The organism is Deinococcus sp. YIM 134068, assembly GCF_036543075.1.
GTDB classification, from domain to species: Bacteria; Deinococcota; Deinococci; order Deinococcales; family Deinococcaceae; genus Deinococcus; species Deinococcus lichenicola.
Window position 1 is genome coordinate 322,132 of sequence record NZ_JAZHPF010000002.1, and the last position, 20,482, is coordinate 342,613.

Here is a 20,482-nt window from a genome sequence, read left to right on the forward strand (position 1 = left end):
CTTCCAGCGACCAGCGGAACAGGGGGTGACGAGGTGACGAGGCGACGAGGAAAGGCCATGAGCGGGAGAAAGAGCCGAAGCACCCGCCTTCGGTCTTGCTCACAGCCCTTCGTGGATGACCTGGGAGTGCGAGGAACTCTGTTTTTTGCTCCTCCCGTTTGAACGCCTGATGTGAGCTAGAAAACAAGCGTGCCAGATGTGCTCTTTTCTCCCTCCCTCCTTGTGGGGGAGGGTCGGGGAGGGGTGACGAGCACCGCTCGTCCTGCTGCCAGACGGCAGAAACGCTCCTTTTCCCCGATTCGCAATTCATATCAAGGGAAGAGGTTGAGCGAGCAGGGCGTCTTCAGAAACCGAACCGACCCACCGCTCTCGTCCGTCATCCACCAGCCCACCGCCCACGGCCAGGCACCCTCTCCCCTCCCCCACCCGCCCCGGATCAACCGTCCGAACCTGCCTCCTCACGGAAGGGGAACGCGATGTCGCAGAAGGGGTCGTCCGGCCCCACCGCACTCTCCGGCACGAAGTACACCTCGCGGGGGAGGCCGCTTCCCGCCATCCCTGCCCCCGGACGTGACCCAACACGGCGTCGTACGCCTCCAGGATGCCGGGGAACTCGCACTGCGCCCTCGTGACCCTGGTGAAGGCCTCGCGGTGGGCGGGTTCGAGGCGGACGCGCAGGTCGCCCTGCGGGTCGAGCGGGCCGCCCCCGAAGGGGACGCAGACCTCCACCGGGCCGTCGTTCTCCTCGTCCACCCGCCCGTGGTAGATGACGAAGGAACGAGGTCCCGCGCGCAGACCGGACGCGGCGATGGCCGCGTACAGGTCGCGGCAGGCCGCGTCGATGAAGCCCGGCAACTCACCGACGAGGAGGTGGCGCTGGCGGGTGAGGACCTTCTGCTCGGGGACCTCGCGGGTCTGAACGTCGTACATGGTGTCTCCCTTCCCGGAAAGGAATGTCTCCAGGTGGTGAACGAGCCGCCGCTTGGCCTCCGCGTCCCGTTCCACCCCGCGCCAGTACGCCAAGGCCGCCCGCGCCGCCTCCGGGCCGGGCAGGTCGAGCACCGCCGCTATCCGCGTCAGCGGCATATCGAGCTGCCGCAGCAGGGCGATGAGGCGGGCGCGCGGCAGTTGCTCCGGCGCGTACAGGCGGTAGCCGCTCGCCGGGTCGGTGAGGGCGGGCGAGAGCAGCCCCAGCGCGTCGTACAATCGCAGTGCTTTGGGGGTCAGGTGGGCCTCGCGGGCAAACGCCCCGATGGTGAGTCGCCGTGTGGGCGGCTCCCGGACCTGCGGCGTCTCGTTCACGGGGTCAGTCTGGACCCTGCCCGAAGGGGAAGGTCAAGCGCCGCGCCGGGAACCGTCCGTGACCTCTCCCCGCTTTGAGCAGACCGTCACCGGGCATGATGGGGGCAGAAGGGGGTAGATTGACCCCTTGCCGCACCCGCGACCCGCGAGGATGCCGACGAATGCCCGCCCCTCCGGGGGCCGCAGATAGGATTCCATGACCAAGACAGAAGACAAGTCCATCCCCGCCGACCAGAACCGTTCCGAGGCGGGCACCGAACAGGCCCGCACCTCCCGCCGCCGTGGTGGCCGGGGAGGCGAAGCACAGAGGCAGGAAGCCACGCCCGCCGTGCCGAACGGCACTTCCTCCGACTGGCAGGCCCTCCTCGGCGGGCGCACCCCGACCCCCGTGCAGGCGGGGGCCATCCCCGTGCTGCTCGCCGGGCGCGACGTGATCACGACCGCGCGCACGGGCAGCGGCAAGACGCTGGCGTTCCTGATCCCTGCCGCCGCGCGAGGCATCGGCACGACCGCCACGCGCGGCCTGCGCCCCGAGGTCCTCGTGGTCACGCCCACGCGCGAACTCGCCGTGCAGATTCGGGACGTGGCCCGCGAACTCGGGATGCCCGCCGGGCGCATCACCGGGGGCATCACGCCCGGTCAGACCCGCGCCGAGGCGAGCGGCAAGGGCCTCATCGTGGGCACGCCGGGCCGCCTCAAGGACCTGATCACGCGGAGGGAACTCGACCTCTCTGGCCTGAGGTACGTCGTGCTGGACGAGGCCGACGAGCTGCTGTCGCTCGGCTTCCTCAAGGACGTGGGCGACATCCTGAACGCGGCGCAGTCGGCGACGGGCACGCGGCCCCTCCAGATCGCGATGGCCTCGGCGACCTTTCCGGCGGCGATCCGGGCGGTGGCCGAGCGCTTCATGCACGACCCCGCGCGCATCGACATCGCGCCCGCGCGGGTGGAGGGAGCGGAGAAGCCCAGCGGCGACGTGCTCGGCGGGGCGACGGGGGCCACCCACCTCCTGATTCACACGACGCGGGCGGACCTGCTCGAACTCGCCGCACGCCGCACGCGCGAGGCGTTGCGCGAACCCGGCGGCTGCGTGGTCATCTTCTGCCGCACAAAGGCGCTCGTGAAGCGGCGGGCCGAGCGGCTGAACGCCCTTCTGCCCGGCGAGATCGTCAGCCCCCTCCAGGGCAACATGGACCAGAAGAAGCGCGAGCACACCATGAAAGAGCTGCGCGAGGGCAAGTCCCGCATCCTCGTCGCCACCGATATCGCCGGGCGCGGCATCGACCTGCCGGAGGTGCGGCTCGTCATCCACCTCGACGTGGCCTCCACCGCCGAGGACCACGTTCACCGTTCGGGCCGCACCGCCCGCGCGGGCAGGCCGGGCGTGAACCTCGTGATGCTCATCCCCGAGCAGCGCGGCCTGTGGCAGACGGTGCGCCGGGGCCTGCCGGGCGTGCTCCAGCCGCCCCTCACCGCCGAGGAGGGCCAGATCGACCGCGCCATTCAGGAGAAGCAGGGCCGGGGGTCGGGCAACGGGGTGGACGAGGGCGGGCGGGGACGGTCGGGGTCCGCGCGTCCCACTGCGGTGAGTGGGAGTGCGGGGAACGGGCACAACCAGGGCCGCCCATCCGCCGGACGCGGCACGCAGGAGAACCGGGGTCAGCCTCAACGCGCCACGTCCCAGCCCGCCGGAGTCGGCGGGGGCCGGGTGGGGCCGCAGCGGGCCAGGCGGGGCGGGCGGCGCTGAAGACGAGCGCGGCCTTGACCCGACTCTCAGCCGCGCCCCCGCCTCCCGCCGAAGACTTGGCCCATGTCCTACGTCGTGATGGTGACGCGCCCGGCGGAAACGCCCGGCAACCCTCAGCACCGCTTCCGCCTCAGTGACGGGCGCGGCCAGCCCCGCACCTTCGCCACCCGCGACGAGGCCGAGCAGGCCCGCACCGAACACCTGGGCCGCTTCCCGGCGGATGAGGCGACGGTTTCCCCCGCCGAGCAGGGCTGATCAGGTCTTCTCCAAAAGTTATTTCCGAAGGTGGCCCCGACGAGCTTGAGTACGTCGGGGCCACCGCTTTTCTCTGGCGACTGGCGACCCCGAATGAACCTTCCCACAACTGACCACCCCGTAAGAAAGCTGTGATCAGCCCCCCGTCAGACTGCCCGCATGACCGACCCCCAGGTGCAGGCCCAGGTTGACGCCGAACAGGTCCGCCTCGTGCGGGAGGCGCTGGCCCTGCGCCGGGAATGCCCGGCCACCGGGGACACCTCAGCCTCTCCGGTCGTCCGCTTCCTGCCTGGACGGCCTCGCCCGACCGCCGCCGAGTTCATGACCTGGCCTGTCGGAGGATGGAGGGCCGCCGTCGGCGAGTCTGCCCCGGCGACCCCAGAGGATCAGGAGGCGGGGCAGCTCATCATTCGCCGCTGAATTCAGTTCTCCCGTCCGCCTCCAGCCGCCGCAGGAAGGCGCTGACGATCTCCGGGTCGAACTGTCGCCCGGCCTGTGCCCGGAGTTCCACGGCGGCCTCATGTGCCGTCCAGGCCCGCTTGTAGGGCCGCTCGCTCGTCAGGGCGTCGTACACGTCCACCACGGCGAAGATGCGGGCGAGGAGGGGGATGGCCCCGCCGCTCAGCCCGTGCGGGTAGCCCGAGCCGTCCCAGCGTTCGTGGTGCGCGCGGATCAACCCCAGGGACGGGGCCGGGAGGAAGCCCAGGGTGGCGGCGAAGCGTTCGCCCTCCAGCACGTGGCCGCGCATGGTCTCCCACTCGGCGTCGTCGAGCGGTCCGGGCTTGAGCAGCGTGGCGTCGGAGATCGACAGCTTGCCGATGTCGTGGAGGTACGCGCCGAGCCGCAACGCCTCCAGGGCCGTGTCGTCCAGCCCGAGCGCCGCGCCGAGCCGGGTCGCCCAGGTCGTCACCCGGTCGGTGTGGCCCTTGGTCTCGCGGTCGCGGGCCTCCAGCGCCAGCCCCAGTGCCCGCACCGCCGCCTCGTGGGCCGCGCGGGCGGCGGCCTCCGCCCGCTTCTGCTCCTCGATGTCGGTGCAGGTGCCCACCCAGGCGAGGCGGCGGCCCGCGCCGTCGTCCACCCGCACCCCCCGAACCATGAACCAGCGGTGCTCCCCGTCACGATTCCGCAGGCGGTACTCGATCTCGTAGTTCCTGCCGCTCGCCACGGCCCCCGTCCAGGCGGCCAGGGTGGGTGCCTCGTCCTCCGGGTGCAGCGCCTCCTCGAACCCGAAGCCGCGCGTGCCCCCCACCAGCCCGGTGTAGTCCACCCACGCCCGGTTCACATGTTCCCAGACCCCGTCGGCGTCTGCCGTCCAGAGCATCACCGGCATCTCGTCGAGAAGACGATGGTACCCGTCTTCGGGCTGAAGGGGCAGGAGGTAGGCGGCCTGACTGGCTTCGGAGGACACGTGAGAAGGGTAGGGGAAGTTCGCCCGCACACTCACCAAATCTCGCAAATTCAAAGTAAAGGCAGAGCTTCATCCCCCAGTGGGGGAGGGTTCTATGGCAGGAGACCGCCGCCGCTTGTCCGCGTACATCCGCTCGTCGGCCAGCCGCAGGGTCGCCGCCGGCCCGGACGCCTCCCCCGGCCACAGCGCCACCCCGAAGGACGCCGCGACCTCGTGGAAGCCGGCGGCGCGGGCGGTGGCGACCGCCGCGTCGATCTGCTCCAGCACGGCGGCCTCGGCGCTCGCCCGGTCATCCACGCCCCGCCGCACGACCACGAACTCGTCCCCGCCGAGCCGGTACAGCGAGGCACCGGGCGGCAGCTCCGCCGCCAGCGCCCCCGCGAAGAGCCGCAGCAGCACGTCGCCGCGTGCGTGGCCCTCGCGGTCATTGACCGCCTTGAAGCCGTCGAGGTCGAGGACGGCCACGGCGCATGGCGGGAGGTCAGCGCCGAGCAGCTCGTCGAGGGAGCGGCGGTTTTCCAGCCCGGTGAGCGGGTCGTGCCGCGCCTCGCGCCGCATGTGGTCCTCACGGTCCTGTCGCAGCAGCGCCCCCGTGATGGTGCGGCTGGCGACCTGGAACAACTCGCGCTCCGCCCGGCCCCACGGTCGCTCCTCCCGCCGCAGGGCGACCAGCAGGTAGCGGATGCCGTGAAGTTGCCCCAGGGGGGCCAGAACAGCCCCCCGCATCCCCTCCTCCATCCACTCGCAGGGAGGGAACGCCCCGTGCGGCTTCTCAGAGACCCCCAAAAGGCTTTCCAGGAAGCAGGGGGCCTCCCAGGTCATGGCCCGGCTCAGCAGGCCCTCCACGGCCCTCGTAGGGGCTTGCAGGAATGGGGGGGGTGGCGGGGCCTCCCCGGACGGCGACCAGATCGTTTCGACAGTGAGCTGACCCTCCCTCTCCCCCAACAGCCCGGCCCAGTCCAGGGGGCTGAGCTGGGCGAGCAGGGCCACGGCGGACCCCACCAGCGTCTGCGGGTCGAGGTCGAGGTCGGCGAGGGCGGAGAGGGCCGCGAGCGTCTCGGCGTGGGCGGTGGCGCGGCGCAGGTCGTCCACCAGCCGCTGCCGGGTCTCGGCCTCCCGCTCGGCGGCGCGGCGGGCACGGCGCAGCTCCAGCTCGTCCACGGCGAGGGCGGCCAGGCCCATCAGGGCCTCACGCTCCACCGCCGTCACCTCGGCGCGCGGCGCGTGGTCGAGGACACACAGGGTCCCGATGTTGTACCCGTCGGGCGTGCGGAGCGGGGCACCCGCGTAGAAGCGGAACGCTCCCGGCCCACCCACGAGCGGGTGGTTGACGAACCGGGGGTCGCGCGCGAGGTCCAGCGAGACGAACACCCCGTCCTGCTCGATGGTCCGCGCGCAGAAGGAGAGCTGGCGGTCCATCTGCCGCAGGTCCACCCCGACGCAGGCCTTACTCCACGAGTGCTCCGTCGTGATGATGTTTACGAGCGCGACCGGCACCCGGAAGAACTGCGCGGCGAGCTGCGCCACCCGGTCGAAGGTGGCCTCCGGCAGCGTGTCGAGGATGGCGTACCGCGAGACGGCCTCCAGGCGGGCGAGTTCAGGGGTGGGAAGCGCCACGAGCATGTCGGGAATCAGGGTAGGCGGCGCTCTGCTCCAGAAGTCTTACAGGGGCGCGGCGGGGCAAAACACCACAGGTGTGTCTCAGGCGAACTCAGCTCAGCGCGGCCAGGCGGTCCTTGAGATCGTCCACGAATCCCTGCGCGTCCATGCGCGCGAGGCGGTGGTGGGCCTCCACGAGCAGGGCCGCCCCGTCCAGCCCCCCCACCGTGAGCTGGTGGCGCAGGGTATCCAGGTGGGCCGCCGTGAACTTGCGGTGGTAGAGCAACGACACGCGCTTGGCGGTGAAGGCGGCGGCCTCCGCCGGACCCAGGCCGCGCAGTTCCGCCGTCACGTCCACGCTGGGTTCCTCCGGGGCACCTGGGGCGACACGCTGGACGGTCGGGGCGGGCGTGTCCCCCGGCGCGCGGTCGCTCAGTGCCTTGCCCGCCTTGCCCGGCGCGGGTTCCGGGTATTGGTCGGGGTGCCGGATGAGGTGGACGAGGGCGTGGGCGGGCGTCTTGCGAATCTTGAGCAGGCCCGCACGCAGCAGCCGCTCGAACAGCTCGATGCGCGTCATCAGCACCGAAGCGGTGTACTGCCGGGTGAGCTGCCGCGCCATCCCGTCGGCGACCCCGTGGACGCGGAACCGGTGGAGCAGCGCCGGGCTGATCGGCGTGAATTCGGGCGAGAACTCGTAGCGCAGCCGCTGTTTCTTGCCGCGCCCGTCCAGGGTCACGTTGCGGAGGTAGCCCCGGCGCAGCAGCTCCTCGTGCGGCCCCTCCAGCGCGCGGCGCACCACATCCGGGCGACCGTTGGGGAGCTTGCACTGGTCGGCCCACTCGATGAGGCCCACCTCGTACTCGTCGATCACCTCGTCGGGCCGCTCGGGGTGGTAGCGCATGGCGTCGAGCAGCCGGAAGATGATCCGCGTGCGGGGCCGGGAGAGCGACTGCATGAACTCGATGTTCAGCGGCTTGGTGTACCCGCTCCGCAGGGACGCGACCAGCGGCTCGGCGAGGCGCAGCCGCAACATGCTCCGGTCGTCGAAGCGGCCCGACTCGCCGTGGTGGGTGTATTCCAGCAGCTCGATGAAGTGGAACTTCGCGGTCGTCCAGCGCCGATTCGGGTGATCGCGCCATCCGCCGCTGATCTCGTACGAGGTCGTGTGCAGGCGGTCGAGGCTCTCGGCGAGCATCGTGCGGTAGCGCCCGTTGCGGTGAAAGCCCGCCAGGCGCAGCAGGTCCGTGACGGCCAGCGTCATCTCGCCGTCCTCCGGCAAACCGCTGCTCATGTAGTGGTCGATCAATGCGCTGCTCACGTCGTTGTCGATGCCGTGCGGAATCCCCAGCTCCGGCAGTGCCCGGCACCCCACCCGCACCACCCGGTCCCCCTGCGTGAAGGTCACGCGCCAGGAATGCTGGCCCTCCACCGAGTCCTGGGCCGAGACCAGATTCAGCCGTCCCCAGTTGAGGTCGTCGAACCGTGCGAGTTTGGGGTCGTTCATGCGTCTCCCTGGTGGTGAACAGATTATCTGATCTGAAAGAAAAAATATCTGTAAAACATAATGATGAAACACCACCAGAGGCCACCTGCATACCCGCGCCAGGAGGGCGCATACCCCCTCTTTCCCCACAGGTGTGTCTCAGTAAACACCACAAGTGTGTCTCAGCAGATGAGCCAAAACACCACAAGTATGTCTCAGGGGGGCCAAAAAACACCACAGGTGTGTCTCAGCAAACACCACAGGTATGTCTCAGGGGTCTCCTGAGACACAGTTGTGGGGAAATAGCCGAATCCCACAGGTATGTCTCAGGCGGGAGGCCCGGAATCCCACAAGTGTGTCTCAGGCGGGAGGCCCGAATCCCACAAGTGTGTCTCAGGCAAAACGCCCGAATCCCACAAGTGTGTCTCAGGCAAAATCTGGTTTTCGGGTGCGAAACTTTCGCAAAAAGGGGTCCCTCTCCCCCACCTTCGGGCATGACGGACATCGAGGAGTCGAACCCGAAGAACTCCCGTGCAGAACAGAAAAAAGTCGAGTTCCGAGCTTCAGACGGTCTGGGAGACGAGCGGACGCCCCTGTTCCACCAGGGCGCGGGCCTGGTCGGCGGGCAGGGGCCGGGCGATGTAGTACCCCTGGGCCAGCGTGTAGCCCAGCGCGCGAATCCGGGCGTACTGCTGGGCGGTCTCGACCCCCTCGGCGACGGTATTCAGGCCCAGCGTGCGGCCCAGCACGGCGATCACGCGGGCGAGTTCGGTGGCCGCCGCGTCGCGCTCGAGGTCGGTGACGAAGGCGCGGTCCACCTTCAGGTCCTGGATGGGCAGGTGTCGCAGGTAGCTCAGGCTGGAGTACCCGGTCCCGAAATCGTCCACGGCGAGGCGCACCCCCAGGCCGCGCAGCGCCCTCAACGTTCCCAGCGTGGTGTCGAGGTCGCGTATGAGGACGCTCTCGGTGATCTCCAGCATCAGCCGCTCCGGGGCGAGGCCCGTCTCGCGCAGCGTCGCCGCGACCTCCTCCACCAGCCTGGGTTGGGCGAGATGCGCGGCACTCAGGTTGACGCCCACGGTGGGGGGTGGGCTGCCGGGCGCTCCCGTCCAGTCCACCACCTCGCGGCAGGCCGCGCGCAGGACCCAGTGGCCCAGCGGCACCACCAGCCCGGTTTCCTCGGCGAGCGGCATGAAGGCGTCCGGTGTGAGCAGGCCGCGCGTGGGATGCCGCCAACGCACCAGCGCCTCCACGCCCGTCGGGAGGCCCGTGGGCGCGTCCACGAGCGGCTGGTAATGCAGCTCGAAGTCTCCCCGAACCAGCGATGCGCGCAGCTCGGCCTCCAGCTCCACCCGCTCCAGCACGGCGATATGCATGGAGGCGTCGAAGAGCTGCACCTGCCCGCGCCGCCCCGCCTTCGCGCGGTAGAGTGCCACATCGGCGTCGCGCAGCAGGGTCTCGCCGTCCTCCCCCGTCCCGTCCCACACGGTGACGCCCACGCTCGCCCCCACCCGCAGGCTCTGGTCGCCCACGGGAACCGGCTCGTCCAGCACCCGCAGCAGTTGACGGGCGATCCTGACCGCCTCGCCGGGGCCGCGCATATCCTCCAGCAGGACCGCGAACTCGTCGCCGCCCAGCCGCGCCACCACGCCCGGTGGGGGCACGCTCACCTCCAATCGCCGCCCCACCGCGCGCAGCACCTCGTCCCCGGCGCTGTGGCCCAGCGTGTCGTTGATCGTCTTGAAGTCGTCGAAATCCATCAGCAGCACCGCCAGCGTGCCCGCCGGTGGGGGCCGCCGCGTCAGGGCCTGCGCCACGCGCTCGTGGAAGAGGCGGCGGTTGCCCAGCCCGGTCAGGGGGTCGCGCAGCGCCAGCTCGCTCAGGCGCTCGGTGAGGCGGCGGCGCTCGCGCATCACCGCCCCCAGCAGCAGCCCGGAGACGGTCACGGTGAGCAGCCCGAATTGCAGCGCCAGCCCGTCGGTGCGCCGGATGTCCGGCCCGCCCGTCAGCAGCGCGACGCCCACGTTCAGGCCCAGGACCGCCAGCGCCGTGCGCTCGAAGCCGTGGCGGGTGGCCGTCCACAGCAGCGGCACGAACAGCACGTAGCTGAAGTCGAGCGTGCCCCCGCGCGGTCCCCCGTACCCGATCCACAGCGCCAGCCCGGCGACGCTCAGCTCGGCCAGCCCCTCCAGAACCCGCCGCCCGAGCGTGAGGAGCCGCTGTCGTCCCGCCAGCCTGGGCGCTAGAGATATGGGAGCAGTTGCCCCCGGCCCTCCACTTCCTACAGGCTCATCCGTAACCGGCAGGCCCGCCGTCCACAACCCCGGCCAGCGGCGCAACAGCAGGAGCAGGGACGGCGCGAGCATCCCGATTCCCGTGGCGGTGCCCGCCCACAGTTGCAGGGTGCGCTCGATCACCCGTCCCCAGGGCACGAGGTCGGCCCACACGAGGCACAGCACCTGCGCCGTCGTCACGATCAGGGGTGCCCCGAAGACAGCCACCAGCACGAACAGCCGCACGTCGCGCAGCCGGGGCAGCCGGGCGTCGAAGCGCAGGTGCCTCAATACCACGCAGGCGAGGGTGCTCCCGGCCACCGCCACCACGACCGATGCCAGCAGCGGTAGCGGCGGCAGGGGCTGCGGGGTGATCAGGAGTTCGTGCAGTACGTTGCTCACGATGAGCAGGGGCCAATAACGCAGCCCGAAGACGAGGAGCAGCACGAAGTCGAGTGCGAAGGGCGGATACCACACCGAGACGCCCGGCACCGTATTGAACTGCTGGGCCGCCGCGTCCAGGGCCAGCCACCCCAGGAGATAGAGCAGCGTGATCCACACGTGACGACGCCGTTGGGCAGTCATATGTTCAAATCCTACCCTCGGTAAGTTGTCTTTCAGACGGCATCTCCACGGACATAGCTCTCCCTCCTCCCCTCCGGCCTTCCCTCCGGCAAAGCGTAGCTCCCCAGCTGTGAGGGCGGTTCAGGACGCCTTGTCTTCACGTGAAGACAGGCTGAGTCTCTTGCGTTCGAGGGGAAGCGGCGTTTCATGATCTTCCACTGCCTCCACTCATTTCTTCCTCATGACATCGTTGGGTTCAGGGCGTGTCTTCACGTGAAGACAGACGAGGTGGCACCGTTGGGTTTATGCTGGGGCCGGATGCTCACGCTCACCTTTTTCAACCACGCGGGCGGCGCGGCGAAGACCAGCCTCGCGTTGAACACGGGGCACGCGCTCGCGCAGGCAGGGCTGCGGGTGTTGCTCATCGACCTCGATCCGCAGGCCAACCTCAGCGCCTGGCTGGGGCATGGCCTCGTGCCCGACGAGCAGACGGCCTTCGGGGTGGCGGTCAGCGGGGACGCCCGGTTGCCCGAGCCGCTGCGAACGCACGGCCTGAGCCTGATTCCCAGCAACCTGCACATGGCGCTCTCCGAGGGGCAGATGATGGCGCAGGAGGGCGCGACCCTCAACCTGCGGTACGCGCTGGAGGCGGTGCAAGGCCACTACGACCTTGTGCTCGTGGACAGCCCGCCGAGCCTCGGCAAGCTCGCGGTGCTGGCGGCGCTGGCCGCCGACCGACTGGTCGTGCCGGTGCCCACGCGGGCGAAGGGCCTCAACGGGTTGCCGGGCGTCCTCGCCGCGCTGAACACCTATCGCCGGCTGCGCCCGGAGTTGCGTGTCGGCCTGTTCGTGCCCACCCTGTACGACAGCCGCAACAGCCACGACCGGGAGGTGCTCGCGGCCCTGCGCGCCCAGCTTCAGCCGTTGGCCCAGCCGCTGAACTACCGCCCTGCGACGTGGAACGACAGCGCGGGGGCGGGCGAACCCATCGGGGTCTTCGCGCCGAACAGCCCGGCGGCCCAGGAAGTGCGCGCGCTGGCCCAGGAGATCGCCGACCAGACAGGCCTGAAGGTGACGGTGAGCCGTGGCTAGGCGGCGCTTCGACGCGGCCTCGACCCTGAACGCCCTGCTGGGACCCGACGGGGCCGCCGACCTCACCAGCCGCGACCAGCTCCGCACCCTCGCGCTGGACGCACTCTTCCCCACCCCGTACCAGCCGCGCGGCGAGTTCGACGCGGCCAGCCTGAGCGACCTCGCCGCGAGCATCCGCGAGAACGGGGTGCTGCAACCCATCCTCGTGCGACCGACCGAGCGGGGGCACGAGATTGTCGCCGGGGAGCGCCGCTGGCGGGCCGCGCGCCTCGCCGGGCTGACGGAGATTCCGGCCTACATCCGCGACCTCACCGACGATCAGGCCGCCGCCGCGTCCGCCGTGGAGAACCTGCTGCGCGAGGACCTCAACCCGGTGGAGGAGGTCGAGGCCAAACGCCGCATCGCCGCCCTCGCCCTCGGCGTGCCCGACGAGGAGGTGATGACCCACCTGCGCCGACTGCTCGCCGATCCGGAGCAGGACCCGGAGGGCGTCGCCAGCCTGGACGTGGCCTTCGCCCGGCTCGGTGGGGAGAAGTGGCAGTCGTTCCTCCGGAACAAGGGCCGGGTCCTCAACCTCCCGCCTGACGTGAAGGCGGCGGTGAGGAACGGTCTCGACTACCGCAAGGCGCTGGCTGTGGGTACCGTGCCCGACGAGGCCGAACGCGCCCGCCTGCTGGCCCTCGCCCGTGGGGGGGCCACCGTGGCGGCCCTGACCGAGGCGGCCCGGCCCCGGCGGCAGAACGCGCCGAACGAGCAGCGCCGTCAGGCCGTCGTGCGTTCGCTGGGGCAAAAACGTTTCCTCGCCACGCTGCCCGAGGAGCGGCGCGCCCGAGTGGACGAGCTGCTCGCGGAACTCGACGGCGTCCTGCATCCACAGGAGACGCCGACCAAGAAAGGCCGTGGCAAACGGGTGCGTTAGGTTCGGGAGGCGGCTTGTCTTCACGTGAAGACAGATGGGGAGGTCCGCGTCTTCACCTGTCCTCATCCGGGCTACCGGTGCCCACGTCAGGTTGTGCCCATGCCGCAAAAGCAGCGCAGCCGTATCGGAGCGAAGCCGCTGGGGTGGGCCGGGGTCCTCATGGTCGGGGCACTCCTGGGGGGGGCCAGGGCGCAGACGCCGGGTTCCGCCGCTAATCAGACGTTGCTCGTCGTCAGTCCCAGAACCCTGCGCGGGCCGATCACCGTGACCCTCAATGGGAAGAGAGTGGGCGACTTCGCGGGCTTTGGTCGGTTGGACGTGTCCAACTACGTCAGGGTAGGGGAGAATAACCTGCAAGTAACGTCCCCCGACCGCAGGGGCGTCGGCTTCGCCAAAATCGCCCACGCGGTGACGAAGGACGCGTTCCGCGACATCACGGAAGTCAGGATGGAGGGGTTCCGCGCCACGGCGGAGGGCACGCGGGCGAAGTTCACCCTTCCCACCGGGGCCGGGGGTGGGGCGAAGAACGTCAGCCTGGCCGGGCGCTCCTCACTATCAACCCGATCACGATGAATCAGCCGTTCACGGTGTACGTCAACGATCAACCGGTGGGGAATTCTCAGAAATACAACCAGTATGACGTGACCCGCCTCCTTAAAAAGGGCACAAACAACCTGCGCGTTACCTGGACCGACACGAACGGCGTCGGCGGCGTGGAACTCGCGCACGCCGCCGACGGGCGGACCTTTCGCACACTGACAGAGGTGAAGTTCGAGGGCTTCCGCGCCAACCCGCGTGACAAGACCGTGGAGTTCACCATCCCCTGAGCTGGGCCGCCCCTACGACCCCGACCCTGCCCGTGCCGTCACCGCGAAGAGGGGGTCCCGGCCCCGCCCGCGTGGACTGCGGTCATGAGAGGTGATCTCGTGCCAGTTGCCCGCCTCACGCAGGTAGCTTTCCACCAATGCCAGATGCCCCGCGCTGTCGAGGGAGTGCCAGATCGCCACCGCCTTCGTGGGGAAGCAGCGGTTGGAGAAGGTGATGACCACCGGGCTGCCGGGCGTGAGCACCCGCCCGAGGTCGCGCAGCACCTCCACGGGCCGGGTGAGGTAGTCGATGGAGACGGTGATTCCCGCCCCGTCGAACTCCCCGTCCGCGAAAGGCAAACGGGCGTCACGATTGAGGTTCTGCACCACGAAGGCGCTCAGCCGGGGATTGCCGCGCAACTCCGCCTCGTTGAGGCCCAGCCCCACCACGCGGCGGTACTCGACCTCGGGCGGGAGGTGACTCACCCACGAACTCATCAGGTCGAGGATCGCGCCGCCGGGTGGCAGAACCTCGCGGTAGAGCTGCGTCACGGCGGCGATGGCCGTGTCGTCGATATGGGTCACGAAGCGGGGCTGGCGGTAGAACTCCTCGTCGGGCGTCTCGTCCACGCGCCGGAAGGCTCCACGGGGCAGGTCACTCATGCGCCCATTGTGGAAGGGGGCACGGTGGGGGAGGGCAAGATCGGTCGCAGTGTCGTCCTTGACCTGTCAATTGTGTTTCGGGCGCGTCGGGACGGTGCTTCCGTCATCGGCGGGTCGGGGAGAAGCCGCTCTTCTTCATTTTCCGACCGCCCTGCAAGGTGGAATCTGCAACGCCGCAAACTCATGGAGCAAAGGCCTCCACGTCTAGTGTTTCCTCAAGGGTGCGCCTGACTTCCTAAACGCGCTTCGAGTCCGTTTGAACACGTCCCAGCCGTCCGCAATCAACGAAAAGGGGAGGAGCCATTCCGGCCATCCTCCCCCAATCCCGCCCCTCGGCGCTGTTCTCCCGGTTCCCCTCCTACGCCTCGCCGAGGGCGCGGCGGGCAATGTCGCGGAAGCGCACAAGTTCCTTGCTGCCGGGGAAGGAGCGCAAGGTGCGCTGGGTCAGGGTAAGCGTCTTGCGGTGCTGGCCGACCTGGGTCCACGCCTCGAACGCCTCCTGGCGGTAGAGGTAGTACAGGGTGGGAACGCCGAGGGCCACGGCGCGGTCGAAGTTGGCGGCGGCCTCGCGGGTGTTGCCGAGTCGCAGGTTGGCCTTGCCGAGTCCCCACCAGTGGTAGGGGTCGCTTGGACTGGCCTTCACGTTCTGCTGGCCGATCTGCCGCAACTTCCGCCAGTTGTTCGCCGCCCCGAAGTCGCTGCCGAGGACCGCGCGCACGTCGGCCTCCTTGCTCGGCGGGTAGGCGATCAGGTACTCACCGTTGTAGAAATGCCACAGGTCCATCATCTGGGCGGTGCCCAGGCGCAGGGCCGGGCCGCGCAGGGGGTCGCTCGTCAGGAACTCGCCGTTGCGGTAGCCGTACACGGTGCGGAAGTGGGCGACGTTGCTGCCGGGGCTGAGCCGCTGCTGAACGACGACCGGGATGCCCCGCGCGAGCAGGCCACGCAGCAGCTCCGGGCTTCCGGCATAGCGGATCACGCTCCGCAGCCCGAAGCGCCCGAGGTAGGCGGCGAGTTCGAGGCTCGTCACCTGCGGGTCGCGGGGGCTGTCCTTGAGGGCGCGCACGGCCTGGGCCTGGGTGATGCGGGTGCCGTAGTAGCCCGCGATGGTCAGGGCGGTCACGGGGCCGCAGTTGTCGGGTCCCTGACGCTCATAGCGGATGTTCTGCAAGGTCACGCTGGCGGGCTGGGCGGACGCCGCCCCAACGAGGGCGAGGAGCGTCAGGGGGAGCCATCTGGCGAACATGCCCCAGTGTGCGGGCCGCCGTGCGGGAGGGGAAATCCCGTCGTTGAACTCCCCTTGAGCGAACGTAAGGGCTTTCTTTGTGACGGGTGCCCAACCTAGATCGGGGATGGACGAGAACTAGACCGGTGACAGAGGGAGCGTATGAGTGTGGAGAAACATACCTGTTCCGAAAGGCGGTTGGGTCAGAGATGGAGGGGATCACCCCCTCCCGCCTACTCGCCCTCCACTGCCCGCAGGCCCTCGTGGGCACCGCGTGAGCTGTACTGGCTCTTGCGGAGGCCCTGAATGACCTCCGAGAGGCGGGTACGGGCCGTTTCCCCGTCCACGGCCCCCTCCACCCCGCAGGCGAGGACACGGGAAAAGGCGACGTACAGCCACGGCAGGTGCCGGGTGTCGCCCCCGCCGTCGAGCCGGACATCTTGCAGCATCACGCCGTCCACCTCCGCCGCCTGCGCGAGAAGCGACACCTCGCCGGGAGCGGTGGCCGTGGGCGTGCCGACGACGAGGACGCCGCCTTCGAGGAGCAGGGTCAGTTCCGCCATGCCGCACCATACCGGATGGGGGTCCGCCCGGCCCAGGCCCGCTATCCTGGGCATCATGCCGAGTCAGTCCGGGGCGGAGGCCCCCGCGCGCTCCTCCCAGAATGACACTGCTCAGAACGACGGTGCTCAGAACGACGATGCTCAGAACGAACTCACCCTGAGCGAGCATCTCCAGAACGTAACCGAGGCGCTGGCCGCCGCCCAGACGGGCGAGGCGGTCTTCCGGGTCGTCCTGACCCCCGCCCTCACCGCCCTGAACGCCGTCGCGGGCGCGGTCCTGCTCGTCAGCCAGGACGGAAGGTGGCTGGAACTCGCCGACAAGCAGGGGTACGCGGAGGACGCCCAGACCCTCTGGCAGGACGGCCCGCTCGACGGCAATGTGCCCGCCGGGGACGTGCTGGAGAAGCGGGAACCGCTCTTCTTCGAGCAGGAGGGCGATCTCGTGCGGGTCTACCCGGAGCTGGAGGCGCGCATGGGTGGCGTGGCCGCCGTCGCCACCGCCGTCCTTCCCATGTTTCTGGACGACCGCCCGCTCGGCACGATCATTCTGGACTTCAGGGAACCGCATCACTTCACGCGGGAGGAGACGCGCTTCCTGCGGACCCTCGCCTCCCAATGTGCCGTCGCGCTGGGGCGGGTGCGGCTGCTCGCCGGGCTGCGGGAGAGCGAGGCCCGCTTTCGTCGCCTCGTGGAGGTCAGCCCGGTCGGTGTGGCGGCGGGGGACATGTCAGGCGGGTTGATCCTCGTCAACGACGCCTATCTGCGGCTGCTGGGCTATACGCGGGCGGAGTTGGAGGCCGGGGAAATCGACTGGGCCGCCCTCACCCCACCCGAATACCGCGAGGCCGACGAGCGGGCCTTCGCGCGGGCGCTGGAGCGCGGGGTGTCGGACCCCTACGAGAAGGAAATGTGGACGAAGGGGGGCGAGCGGCTGCCGCTGGCGGTGGTGCTCACACGCTACGAGGAGGGTGGGCGGCCCCTCGTTGTGGGCCACCTGCAAGACCGGCGTGCCCAGAGGGCCGCCGAGCGCGGGCTGCGCGCGGACAAGGCGGAGCTGGAGCGGCAGGTCGCCGCCCGCACGGCGGAGCTGGAGGCGGCGCGGCGCACCGCCGAGGTGCTCGCCCGGCTGGGGGACGCCCTGCAAGACGCCGCCTCGCCGGAGGAGGTGGCCGGGCGCTCGCTGGAGTGGCTCGGCCCCGCCGTGGGGGCGACGGGCATGGGCATGGTCCGGCTGGAGGGGGAGTCCGTTCAGGCGACGGCCTTCTGGGGCGACGTGCCGGAACCCATCCGCGCCTTCCTGACCCGGCCCGGCCTGCGGCTTCCGGACACGCCCAACCTGCTGAAGGTCGCGCGCACCCGCCGGGCGCTGTACTTCGACGATTACCACACCACCGGCAGCCCGGTGGCGGACTTCCCGGCCCTGTCGGGGAGCGCCGAACCCATCGTGACACCGGGGGGCACCCTCGTCGGCTTCGTGCTGGCGTGGCGTCCGGTGGGGACGGGCGCGTGGCATGGGGAACAGCGCGACCTGTTGCGGCGGGCGGCGGGCACGCTCGGCCTCGCGCTGGAGCGGGCGGAGGCGGCGTCACAGCTCACCGCCCGCGTCCGGCAGGCCGAGGAGGACGCCCGCGCGCGGGAGGCGTTCGTGGCCTTCACCGAGGCGGTGGGCACCGAGACCGACGTGCTCGCCCTCGTGCGCCGGGCGGTGGAGGTGGTGCGCGCGAACGTCGAACACGTGAGCGTCGCGTACTACGAGCTGGAAGACGGCGAGCTGGAGGGGGGGCTGTGGCGGGTGCGCGTGTGGTCCGAGGAGCTGGCCCCCGAAATCGTGGCGCAACTTCGGGAGGGCGTGCCGGGGGACGCGCCGAACTTCGCCGAGGCCGCCCGCTCGGAGGCGGGGGTCTTCGTGGACGGCTGGGACGCGGGGGCCAACCACGTCGCCAGCGCGGCGAGCTACGGCGCGGTCGCGCTCGTGCCCGTCGCCGCGCGGAGTCGGGTGCGGAGCCTGTTCACGGTGGGCACGCGGGAGGGCCGCGCGTGGACCGAGCGCGAGAAGGCGGTGGTGCGCGCGGTGGCCCGCAGCCTCGGCCTGGCGCTGGAACGGGCGAGCGTGACCACCCACCTGGAGGCGCAGAACGCCGAGCTGGAGGCCCGCACGCAGGCGCTGGAGGGCTTCGCGGACCTGACGCGCACCCTCTCTCTGCGGAGCGAGCCGCTGGCCCTGATCGAGCGGGCGCTGACGGTGGTGCTCTCCCTGCTTCCGCCGGGCTGCGCCCTCTTCTACCAGAAGGAGGGAGACCGCTGGCAAGTGGCCGCGCGGGTGGGGGACCTGGGCACGCCGGAACTCCAGGCCGTCGTCGAGGGGGGGTTGCCGGTCGGGCACACGCCCTCGCTCGACCTGCCCGACCGGACCCGCGAGCCGCTCTTTCAGGACGTGTACGACCGGGCGCGGGATGTGGCACCGGAACTCGTCTCCCACCTGCGGACCGTCTCCACGCTGCCCGTCGTGGTAAATGGGGGCGTCTTCGGCATCTTCAACGTGATGGTGTTCGAGGAGCGGCCCTGGAGCGCGGCGGACCGGGCCATGCTGGAGACGACCGTTCGCAGCCTGGGTCTCGCCATCGAGGGCGCGCTGGGGGTCGCGCAACTCGCCCAGCGCACCCGCGAGCTGGAACGCTCCAACGCCGAGCTGGAGCAGTTCGCCTACGTCGCCTCCCACGACCTGCAAGCGCCCATCCGGGCGGTGACGAGCTTCGCCGGGGTCATCGAGCGCAAGTACGGCGACCTGCTCGACGACCGGGGGCGGCTGTACCTGCGGCAGATTGTGGACAACGGCGGGTACATGAAGCGGCTCGTGGACGACCTGCTCACCTTCTCGCGCGTCCACACCGGGCGGGGCGACCTGCTCCCCACCGACGCGGGCGACGTGTTCGACGCGGTGGCGCGGCGCTTTCAGGCGGGCGGCGATGCGGCGGGGGCGAACCTCACCCGTGACGAGCTGCCCCTCGTCCTCGCCGACGCGGGGCAACTCGATCAACTTCTTCACAACCTCATCTCCAACGGGCTGAAGTACCACCGCGAGGGCGTTCCGCCGCACGTCCACGTCACGGCCCAGCACGAGGGCGAGTTCTGGCGTTTCGCGGTCTCGGACAACGGCCTCGGGATAGAGGCACAGTATTTCGAGCGCATCTTCGTGATCTTCCAGCGCCTGCATGGCCGCGAGGAGTTCGAGGGAACGGGGATCGGGCTGGCCGTGTGCAAGAAGATCGTCGAGCGGCACGGCGGGCGGATGTGGCTGGAGAGCACGCCGGGCGAGGGGTCCACCTTCTTCTTCACTCTGCCGGAGGTGTGAGGGGGAGGGGGGATGGTCGCCCTCTTGCTCTGCCTCTAGATTAGTATGAGATGAGCGCCGGGCCAGATATCTCCTTTTCACCGCTCAGGCTGCTCCAGTTTGTGATCGGGCTGACCCTGCTCGCCCTGATCTGGCTTGTTCCCCGTCTTGCGGCCAGCAGCATGGTGCCAGCGGACCTCGAATACCGGGCGTGGCCGCCCCTGAAGGATGATCTGCATGCCCTGAAGCTCACGGCTGAGGATGTGCGGGTGGATGTCCACGGAATGAGTTTCGACAAGAACGACATGCCGCTGGATGCCCGCTACGTTCTGCGCGGTATGGACGCCGCCCGCCTGAATATTCCCGCCGTCTGGCAAACGCGAGGCGTCCCCGAGCGTCCCGCCCGCGTCTGGTTCTGGGGCCGCAGCCGACCCGGCAAGGCCGACGATTGCCCGCAGGAGCTGGCGCTGGTCATGTCGCGCGGGCGCAGGGTGGAGAACGCCGTGCTGACGTGGCGCGAGCAGACGCCGCAGGGTCAGCGGCAGGCCACGCTGACGGTCTGGCGGGCGGCGGGGCGCTCCGTGTGGCCCCTCTCACGGGCGAACGGTCTGGTCTGTGTGGAGTCGTCGCGCACGCGGACCACTCCATGAGGAGCGGTGTCACCTTTGGGAGAAGTTCTCTCTCTCCTCCGGCAGCACGCACGCCGTCACGACGCCGTGGGGGGAGACGGCCAGCACGCGGCGCTCGGCGAGGGTCCACAGGGCGCGGTGGACGCCCATCTCGGCCTCGGCACCGCCGGAGGGTGCGAGGCGGTCGAGCAGGGTGGTGTAGCGGACCTCCGCCGCCTCACCCCCGGCCCACGGCGTCGCGTCGGCGACCAGGGTCAGCACCCGGCGCTGCTCCGGCCCCCCGGCGAGGGCGAGGAGGGCCGCCCGTGCCCGCAGCCGCGCGGCCCGCGCCTCCCGCTCGCGGCGGCGCTCCATGAGGAGGGCCGACACCTCGTCCGGCAAGTCCTCCCCCCGCCGGGCGCGACCGTCCTCGATCAGCCGCTCCAGCCGCGAATCTGCGCGGGCACGCGTCGTTTCGCGCAACTCGCGGGCGCGGTCCCGCACCTCGGCGGCGGCCTCCTGCACGCGCGGACTTTGCCGCACCCCCTCCGCCAGCCGCCGGGCGACGCCGCGCAGCCCACCGGAGGAGCGGTCGCCTTTTGGGTTCTGCGGTTCCTGATCGTTCCGGCTCATGCTTCCATTCT

Annotated in this window: 18 protein-coding genes; 9 read left to right on the plus strand and 9 right to left on the minus strand. The window is 70.3% G+C overall.

Annotated elements, in window-relative coordinates:
* Window positions 1–306: 306 nt before the first annotated feature.
* Entirely contained in the window at window positions 307–1,302 is a 996-nt protein-coding gene (locus tag V3W47_RS03880; RefSeq protein ID WP_331823857.1) for a MerR family transcriptional regulator, read from the minus strand.
* Between the two features lie 196 nt (window positions 1,303–1,498).
* Between V3W47_RS03880 and V3W47_RS03885 the strand changes: the two genes are divergently transcribed.
* From V3W47_RS03885 to V3W47_RS03895, 3 genes are all read left to right on the plus strand, one after another.
* Window positions 1,499–3,049 (plus strand): DEAD/DEAH box helicase, encoded by a 1,551-nt coding sequence (locus V3W47_RS03885; RefSeq protein ID WP_331823858.1) that lies wholly within the window; start codon window positions 1,499–1,501, stop codon window positions 3,047–3,049.
* 63 nt (window positions 3,050–3,112) lie between these two features.
* Window positions 3,113–3,304, plus strand: a complete 192-nt coding sequence (locus tag V3W47_RS03890) for a hypothetical protein (RefSeq protein ID WP_331823859.1) — start codon at window positions 3,113–3,115, stop codon at window positions 3,302–3,304.
* A 159-nt stretch (window positions 3,305–3,463) separates the two neighbouring features.
* Window positions 3,464–3,724 (plus strand): hypothetical protein, encoded by a 261-nt coding sequence (locus tag V3W47_RS03895; protein ID WP_331823860.1) that lies wholly within the window; start codon window positions 3,464–3,466, stop codon window positions 3,722–3,724.
* Here V3W47_RS03895 and V3W47_RS03900 read toward each other — a convergent pair.
* The 4 genes from V3W47_RS03900 to V3W47_RS03915 all read right to left on the minus strand — a co-directional run bounded on the left by V3W47_RS03900 (window position 3,711) and on the right by V3W47_RS03915 (window position 10,652).
* The gene (locus V3W47_RS03900) at window positions 3,711–4,712 is read right to left on the minus strand and encodes an HD domain-containing phosphohydrolase (protein WP_331823861.1); all 1,002 of its coding nucleotides are present in this window, start codon (window positions 4,710–4,712) and stop codon (window positions 3,711–3,713) included. The two genes, V3W47_RS03895 and V3W47_RS03900, sit on opposite strands and share 14 nt — an antisense overlap.
* A 69-nt stretch (window positions 4,713–4,781) precedes the next feature.
* Window positions 4,782–6,335, minus strand: coding sequence for a diguanylate cyclase domain-containing protein (locus V3W47_RS03905; RefSeq protein WP_331823862.1), 1,554 nt, complete (start codon window positions 6,333–6,335; stop codon window positions 4,782–4,784).
* Window positions 6,336–6,423: 88 nt separating this feature from the next.
* Window positions 6,424–7,815: a replication initiator protein A gene (locus tag V3W47_RS03910; RefSeq protein ID WP_331823863.1), complete on the minus strand. Its 1,392-nt coding sequence runs from the start codon at window positions 7,813–7,815 to the stop codon at window positions 6,424–6,426.
* Window positions 7,816–8,357: 542 nt separating this feature from the next.
* Window positions 8,358–10,652: a putative bifunctional diguanylate cyclase/phosphodiesterase gene (locus tag V3W47_RS03915; protein ID WP_331823864.1), complete on the minus strand. Its 2,295-nt coding sequence runs from the start codon at window positions 10,650–10,652 to the stop codon at window positions 8,358–8,360.
* Window positions 10,653–10,949: 297 nt separating this feature from the next.
* Here V3W47_RS03915 and V3W47_RS03920 point away from each other — a divergent pair, with 297 nt between their 5' ends.
* From V3W47_RS03920 to V3W47_RS03935, 4 genes are all read left to right on the plus strand, one after another.
* Window positions 10,950–11,723, plus strand: coding sequence for a ParA family protein (locus tag V3W47_RS03920; RefSeq protein WP_331823865.1), 774 nt, complete (start codon window positions 10,950–10,952; stop codon window positions 11,721–11,723).
* A complete protein-coding gene (locus V3W47_RS03925; RefSeq protein WP_331823866.1) occupies window positions 11,716–12,642 on the plus strand; it encodes a ParB/RepB/Spo0J family partition protein in 927 nt (308 codons plus the stop codon). Before V3W47_RS03920 ends, V3W47_RS03925 begins: the two co-directional genes overlap by 8 nt.
* A 99-nt stretch (window positions 12,643–12,741) precedes the next feature.
* On the plus strand, window positions 12,742–13,215 hold the full coding sequence (locus tag V3W47_RS03930) for a S1 domain-containing protein (RefSeq protein WP_331823867.1): 474 nt from the start codon (window positions 12,742–12,744) through the stop codon (window positions 13,213–13,215).
* Window positions 13,212–13,469, plus strand: a complete 258-nt coding sequence (locus tag V3W47_RS03935; RefSeq protein WP_331823868.1) for a hypothetical protein — start codon at window positions 13,212–13,214, stop codon at window positions 13,467–13,469. Before V3W47_RS03930 ends, V3W47_RS03935 begins: the two co-directional genes overlap by 4 nt.
* A gap of 12 nt (window positions 13,470–13,481) precedes the next feature.
* Here V3W47_RS03935 and V3W47_RS03940 read toward each other — a convergent pair whose 3' ends face one another.
* The 3 genes from V3W47_RS03940 to V3W47_RS03950 all read right to left on the minus strand — a co-directional run bounded on the left by V3W47_RS03940 (window position 13,482) and on the right by V3W47_RS03950 (window position 15,956).
* Window positions 13,482–14,111, minus strand: a complete 630-nt coding sequence (locus V3W47_RS03940) for a class I SAM-dependent methyltransferase (RefSeq protein WP_331823869.1) — start codon at window positions 14,109–14,111, stop codon at window positions 13,482–13,484.
* A gap of 358 nt (window positions 14,112–14,469) precedes the next feature.
* Entirely contained in the window at window positions 14,470–15,357 is an 888-nt protein-coding gene (locus V3W47_RS03945) for a C39 family peptidase (protein WP_331823870.1), read from the minus strand.
* A gap of 212 nt (window positions 15,358–15,569) precedes the next feature.
* The gene (locus V3W47_RS03950; protein ID WP_331823871.1) at window positions 15,570–15,956 is read right to left on the minus strand and encodes a hypothetical protein; all 387 of its coding nucleotides are present in this window, start codon (window positions 15,954–15,956) and stop codon (window positions 15,570–15,572) included.
* Here V3W47_RS03950 and V3W47_RS03955 point away from each other — a divergent pair.
* Both V3W47_RS03955 and V3W47_RS03960 read left to right on the plus strand, forming a co-directional pair.
* On the plus strand, window positions 15,955–19,251 hold the full coding sequence (locus V3W47_RS03955) for a GAF domain-containing protein (protein WP_331823872.1): 3,297 nt from the start codon (window positions 15,955–15,957) through the stop codon (window positions 19,249–19,251). The genes V3W47_RS03950 and V3W47_RS03955 overlap by 2 nt on opposite strands.
* 50 nt (window positions 19,252–19,301) lie before the next feature.
* Window positions 19,302–19,880, plus strand: a complete 579-nt coding sequence (locus V3W47_RS03960) for a hypothetical protein (RefSeq protein ID WP_331823873.1) — start codon at window positions 19,302–19,304, stop codon at window positions 19,878–19,880.
* Window positions 19,881–19,889: 9 nt separating this feature from the next.
* Here V3W47_RS03960 and V3W47_RS03965 read toward each other — a convergent pair whose 3' ends face one another.
* Complete coding sequence (locus V3W47_RS03965) at window positions 19,890–20,471, minus strand: hypothetical protein (RefSeq protein ID WP_331823874.1); 582 nt, start codon at window positions 20,469–20,471, stop codon at window positions 19,890–19,892.
* Between the last annotated feature and the right edge of the window lie 11 nt (window positions 20,472–20,482).